4 protein-coding genes are annotated in these 6000 nt (G+C 72.2%); all 4 read right to left on the bottom strand.

The genetic code is table 11. The features are described from left to right. On the bottom strand, nucleotides 1-2362 hold a 2362-nt coding region (locus AB0F62_RS37950), incomplete at its 3' end, for a glycosyl hydrolase family 65 protein (RefSeq protein ID WP_361810238.1). Continuing rightward, on the bottom strand, nucleotides 2359-3102 hold the full coding sequence (locus AB0F62_RS37945; protein WP_361810236.1) for a beta-phosphoglucomutase family hydrolase: 744 nt from the start codon (nucleotides 3100-3102) through the stop codon (nucleotides 2359-2361). The genes AB0F62_RS37950 and AB0F62_RS37945, both read right to left, overlap by 4 nt. A gap of 239 nt (nucleotides 3103-3341) precedes the next feature. Beyond that, the gene (locus AB0F62_RS37940) at nucleotides 3342-3887 is read right to left on the bottom strand and encodes a YrhB domain-containing protein (protein ID WP_361810234.1); all 546 of its coding nucleotides are present in this window, start codon (nucleotides 3885-3887) and stop codon (nucleotides 3342-3344) included. A gap of 134 nt (nucleotides 3888-4021) precedes the next feature. Next, nucleotides 4022-5674 carry a thiamine pyrophosphate-binding protein gene (locus AB0F62_RS37935; protein WP_361810232.1) on the bottom strand — a complete coding sequence of 551 codons (1653 nt, stop codon included), beginning with the start codon at nucleotides 5672-5674 and terminating at the stop codon, nucleotides 4022-4024. Between the last annotated feature and the right edge of the window lie 326 nt (nucleotides 5675-6000).

Raw genomic sequence — 6000 nt, 5'->3', positions numbered from 1 at the left:
CCCGGAGGGGTCCGCCACGACGGCCGACGCGAAGGGGCCGGTTCCCAGCGCGGTCTTCCGGCGCCGGGCGCGCGGGCATCGACGGCACCTTGCGCGTCTGCGGGCGGTCGACGGCCACCACGAACGCGTCGTCGTAGTGCCGCAGCTCCAGCGGCTCCCCCTCCAGCAGGGTGTACGTCGCCGCCGAGCCGGTGATCTCCACCCGCAACCGCCGCCCCAGCACCTGCAGCGTGAAGGCGAGCCGGCGCAGCTTCTCCGGCAGCCGGGGCGCGAAGGCGGCGCAGCCGTCCCGGTACCGCATTCCGCCGAAGCCGCCGACCAGGGCGGCCCAGGTGCCGGCGAGCGAGGCGATGTGCAGGCCGTCCCGGGTGTTGTTCTCCAGGTCGTGCAGGTCCATCAGGGCGGCCTCGCCCAGATAGTCGTAGGCGAGGCGCAGATGACCCACCTCGGCGGCCATGATCGCCTGCGTCGACGCGGACAGGGACGAGTCCCGCACCGTCAGCGGCTCGTAGTAGGCGAAGTTGCGGGCCTTCTGCTCGTCGTCGAAGGCCTGCGGCTGCTTGACCATCGCCAGCACCAGGTCCGCCTGCTTGACCACCTGCCTGCGGTACAGGTCGAAGTAGGGGAAGTGCAGCATCAGCGGGTACTGGTCGGGGTGCGTGGAGGAGAAGTCCCACGCCTGGTGCCGCGTGAAGCCCGCCGACTGCTCGTGGACGCCCAGCGTGCCGTCGTACGGCACGGTCATGGCCGCGGCCGCGTCCCGCCAGGCGGCCGTCTCCTCCTCGTCGACGCCGAGGGCCGCGCCCTCCTTCGTGTGGCGCTCGACGACGTCGGCGGCGGCGCGCAGGTTCGCCTGGGCCATCAGGTTGGTGTAGACGTTGTCGTCCGCGATGGCGCTGTACTCGTCGGGTCCGGTGACCCCGTCGATGTGGAAGTTGCCGTGCGGGTCGTGGTGGCCGAGGGAGTGCCAGAGCCGGGCGGTCTCCACCAGGAGCTCCACACCGGTCTCGCGCTCGAACTCCTCGTCATCGGTGAGGGCCACGTAGCGGACGACGGCGTCGGCGATGTCCGCGTTGATGTGGAACGCGGCCGTCCCCGCCGGCCAGTAGCCGGAGCCCTCCGAGCCGTCGATGGTGCGCCACGGGAAGGCGGCCCCCTTGAGGCCGAGCTGTCCGGCACGCTCCCGCGCGGCGGGTAGGGTCCCCTGGCGCCAGCGCAGGGCCTCCGCGACGGATTCCGGCGACGTCAGGGTGAGCAGCGGCAGCACGAAGGTCTCCGTGTCCCAGAAGGAGTGACCGTCGTAACCCGAGCCCGTCAGCCCCTTGGACGGGATCGCCCGCTGTTCGGCGCGCGCGCCCGCCTGCAGGACGTGGAACATGGCGAAGCGGACGGCCTGCTGGATCTCCGCGTCGCCGTCGATCTCCACGTCCGCCCGCGCCCAGAAGGCGTCGAGGTACGCGCGCTGCTCGTCGCACAGCCCCTGCCAGCCGGTGCTGCGGGCGCCCGCCAGCGCCGCCTCCACCTGGTCGCGTACGGCGGGCAGCGAACGGACCTGGGACCAGCCGTAGGAGACCATCTTCTCCAGGCGCAGCTTCTCCCCGGCCGCCAGGGAGCTGGTGACCGTGAGCCGGCTGGTGTCGTCGGCGCTCTCGCTGAAACTCTGGGTCGAGGGCGGCCCCTCCACGGAGTGGTCGGCCGCCACCGCGACCCGCAGCCCGGTCACCGAGGTGGAGTGCACCAGCCGCAGGCGGTTGTCCACGGCCAGGCTCTCCTCGGGCTGCAGGGGGGACTCCAGCACGGCCGAGACCCGGGGGTCGCCGGACGTCCTGGGCAGCTGCTCGTTGGCCACCAGCTCGGACTGGACGACCAGCCGCACGTCGTCCACGGCCTCGACCTCGTACACGACCGCGGCGATGGACCGCTGGGTGAGCGAGATCAGGCGGGTCGAGGTCACCCGGACGGTGCAGCCGGCCGGGGAGGTCCATTCGCAGGTGCGGCGCAGGTGCCCGGCACGCAGGTCGAGGACGCGTTCGTGCGAGACGAGGCGCCCGTAGCGCACGTCGAAGGGCTCGTCGTTGACGAGCAGCCGGATGATCTTGCCGTTGGTGACGTTGATGACGGTCTGGCCGGCCTCCGGATAGCCGTAGCCCGCCTCGGCGTAGGGCAGCGGGTGCCGTTCGTGCACGCCGTTCAGATAGGAGCCGGGCAGCCCGTGCGGCTCGCCCTCGTCCAGGTTGCCGCGCCAGCCGACGTGGCCGTTGGACAGGGCGAACACCGACTCGCTCTGGGCCAGTACGTCCAGGTCGAGTTCGGTCTCCCGCACGGACCACGGCTCGACCACATAGGAGGTGTGGGTGATCACGCGTCCGCCCCCAGCAACTCGGCGAGGTCCCGCACCACGATGTCGGCGCCGTGGGCGCGCAGCGCGTCGGCCTGGCCCACCCGGTCGACACCCACGACGTACCCGAAGCGGCCCGACCGGCCGGCGTCCATGCCGGCCAGCGCGTCCTCGAAGACGGCCGCCGCCTCGGCCTCGAGCCCGAACTCGCGCGCGGCCTCCAGGAAGGTGTCGGGGTGGGGCTTCCCCGGGAGCTTGCGCTCGGCGGCGACCACGCCGTCGATCCGCACCTCGAAGAGGTCCTCGATGCCGACGGAAACCAGGACGTCGCGGCAGTTGGCGCTGGACGACACCACGGCGGTCCGCAGTCCGGCGGCCCGGACGGCCTCCACGAAGCGGACCGATCCCGGATAGGCCTCGACGCCCTCGGTGCGGATCTTCTCCAGCAGGATCTCGTTCTTGCGGTTGCCCACGCCGTGCACGGTGTCGCGCTCGGGCGGGTCGTCGTCGGCGCCCTCGGGCAGTTCGATGCCGCGCGAGGCCAGGAAGGCCCGTACGCCGTCCGCGCGAGGACGGCCGTCGACGTACTCGTCGTAGTCGGCCACCTTGTCGAAGGGGCGGAAGCCGGCGCCTTCGCGGCGGCGCAGGAAGTCGTCGAACACCTCTTTCCAGGCGGCTGCGTGCACGACCGCGGTCTTGGTCAGCACGCCGTCGAGATCGAACAGGCAGGCCCGGATGCCGTCCGGGAGACCGGTCTTCGTCATGCAACGCGCTTCCCCGCACCGGACCCCCGCCATACCTGCCGAGGCTCCGGACCACCGGGACGCCGGAACAAACCGCGTCGCGCCGCGGTTGCAAAGGATGCGGGTGCCGTGAGTGGGACAGTGACCCCGGGCTCCACCCCTCGCCCGTGGGGACGATCGTTCGGCTGAAGCCCCACGGAGCCCCACCGCCGGGGGCGACCGCCACCGCGGCCCCGCATCGCAGACCGGCGCCGGTCAGGCTACCCCCGTCCTGGCCGGCGCCTTGCCGCGTCCTCCACGGCCAGGACGGCGCATCGAGGCTCCGGCACCAGTGCCTTCGTGACGACGCCGACGAGTTCCTCCGGCGCGGCACGACCCGCCCGCAGGGCGGTGACGTAGGCCAGGGCCTCCGACGGGGCGAGCCCCGGGACGCGGGTGCGCAACTCGACCATGGCGTGGACACGGCCGTGGGCGGCGGCCCACTCGCGTATCCGGTCGTCGAGATCGTCCACCGCGGTCCGCACGGGCAGCCCGCGGACACGGGCGCGGTACTCCTCCTCCCACTCCCCGGTGACGTAGTCCACGGGGCCGATGGCGTACAGGCGGCCGTCGACGCGGTCGACGAGGCAGGGCCCGTTGCCGCCCAGGAGGTGCGCCTGGTCGCCGGTCCTGACGTATTCCGCCGACTGGTAGAGGACGACCCACGCCAACTCGTGCTCCTCGGCATCCACCACCGCCATCCGCCCCGGCCAGAGCCGGTCCAGATGGTCCTGGACCCGCCGGACGGCTTCCTCGCGCTCGATCATGCGGGGAGCATCCCGCATCGTCACGGCGGGAGGAAGTCCATGGGCGCGCCGTGGCCGCCCGGTCCCCCGGAACGCCACCTGCCCCCACCGCGCGGTGGGGGCGGGGCGGGGCTCGGCTCGGCGCCCGGACCGGCCTATGTGGAGTAGAGCGTGTCGATGCTCTCGTGGAGCTGGTTGGCCAGGGGCGGGGCGGCGTAGGTGTCGGTCATGACCTCGATGTAGCAGCCGGTGCCCGCCTTCGCCGCCGTCTCCATGGCCCGGTCGAGCTCGGCGAGGGTGGACACGCGGGCGGTGAACCAGTCCTCGCAGCCCAGGGCCTTGGGCAGTTCGGAGTACCGCCAGTTGGCCAGGTCGTTGTAGGCGATGTCCGGGTGCTTGCAGAGCAGGCGCTCGATCAGATAGCCGTGGTTGTTCAGGACGAACACGACCGGGCGCAGGCCGTACCGCCCGAACTGGCTGATCTCCTGAGCGGTCAGCTGATGGGACCCCTCGCCCGTGACCAGGACGACCCGCCGGTCGTCCTCGGCGGCGACGGCGGCGCCGACCGCGGCGGGGGTGGCCCAGCCGATCGAGCCCCACAGCGACTGGTTGTGGAACCCGGCCCCGTGGGGCAGCCGGGCGAAGGCCAGCCCCATGGACACGGTTCCGGTCTCCGCGATCAGGATGTCGCCGTCCTTGAGGAAGTCCTCCCAGCGGGGGTAGAGGTTCTCCGCCGTGATGGTGTCGTCGCCGGTGCCGCCTGCCGGGGGGATGCGGGTCACCTCGGCCGACGGGCGCGGCCACTGCCTGCGGGGGAGCTGCCGCGCCAGGGCGGTGAGGAGGTCCTTCATCTCCACGCTCTGGTAGGTCATGCCGTCGACGCTGACGTGGTGGTGGCGGATGTCGATCGTGCGGCCGGGGTCGAGGTGGGCGGTGAAGGCACCGGTGTTGAAGTCGTGCATCATCGCCCCGACCAGGACGACGGCGTCTCCGCCCTCGACGAAGCGGCGGACGCCCTCGTTCATGAGCTTGCCGTCGTACATGCCGACGTATGCGGGCTGGTCCTCCTCCAGGACGCCCTTGTCAGCCATCATCGTCGCGAAGGGCAGCCCGGTGGCGTCGAGGAACCGCTGGAGGTCCGGGCCCAGGCCCGAGCGGGCGGTGAGGATGCCGGGCAGGACGCAGGCGCTGTCGGCCTGGCCGAGCATGTCCCCGATCGCCTGAACGGCCGCCGCCACCTGTGCGGGGTCGCTCGCCGGCGCGGGGATCGGCTGGGCCGTGCCGACCACCGGCATCTCCGCGAGGTCGGCGGGGAAGGCCATGTAGACCGGGCGGCGGTGGTAGAGCGCCGCCGCGATGAGGCGCTCGGTCTCGGCCGCGGCGTTCTGCGGCGTCATGATGGCGCTCGCGCAGACCACCGCGCCCGACAGCTTCTGGAAGAGGTCGAACTCGCCGTTGCCCAGCGTGTGGTGGACGAGCGAATGGTGCGCCTGGACGGGCATCTTGGGCATGCCGACGAGATGGAACACCGGAAGGTGCTCGGTGTAGGCGCCGGCGATGCCGTTGATGGCGCTGAGTTCACCGACCCCGTACGTGGTGCACACCGCGCCGATGCCGCGGACGCGGGCGTAGCCGTCGGCGCTGTAGGCGGCGTTGAGTTCGTTGCAGCTTCCGACCCACTGGATGTCCGGGTGTTCGGCGATGGCGTCGTCGACGGGGAAGGCGTAGTCGCCGGGGACGCCGAAGACATGGCGTACGCCGATGTCCCGCAGGCGATTGAGGACGTGCTGAACCACGGTGGTGGACATGAGGACGTTCCTTTCCCGTTGACGGCACCACCGCTTCGGGCCGCCGGCTGCCCGGCGGCATCGGGTGCCGAACCCCCTTCTGCCACTGATCGTTGGGGCGATCCGGGCCTTGCCCGACCGGTGCCCCGCCGCGCCCTCGCCCTGGGCGGATGCCCGGACCCGTGGGCTGTTGGCTGGGGCGTGGCGTCCGGGGCAGGCCGTACGACCCCCGGTGCGGCATCGGGCATGCCGGAGAGCGCGGGGAGCACCCCGGGCGGTTCGCCCCCGCAACATGCTGTCCGTATCCATCAGGGCCCGCAACCGGAGGCGATCCGCCTCCGAGCCGC

The organism is Streptomyces sp. NPDC026673, assembly GCF_040638135.1.
In the GTDB taxonomy this organism is placed as follows: Bacteria; Actinomycetota; Actinomycetes; order Streptomycetales; family Streptomycetaceae; genus Actinacidiphila.
Note: the sequence above shows the minus strand (reverse complement) of the source record. Positions and strands in the feature narration are given on the sequence as shown.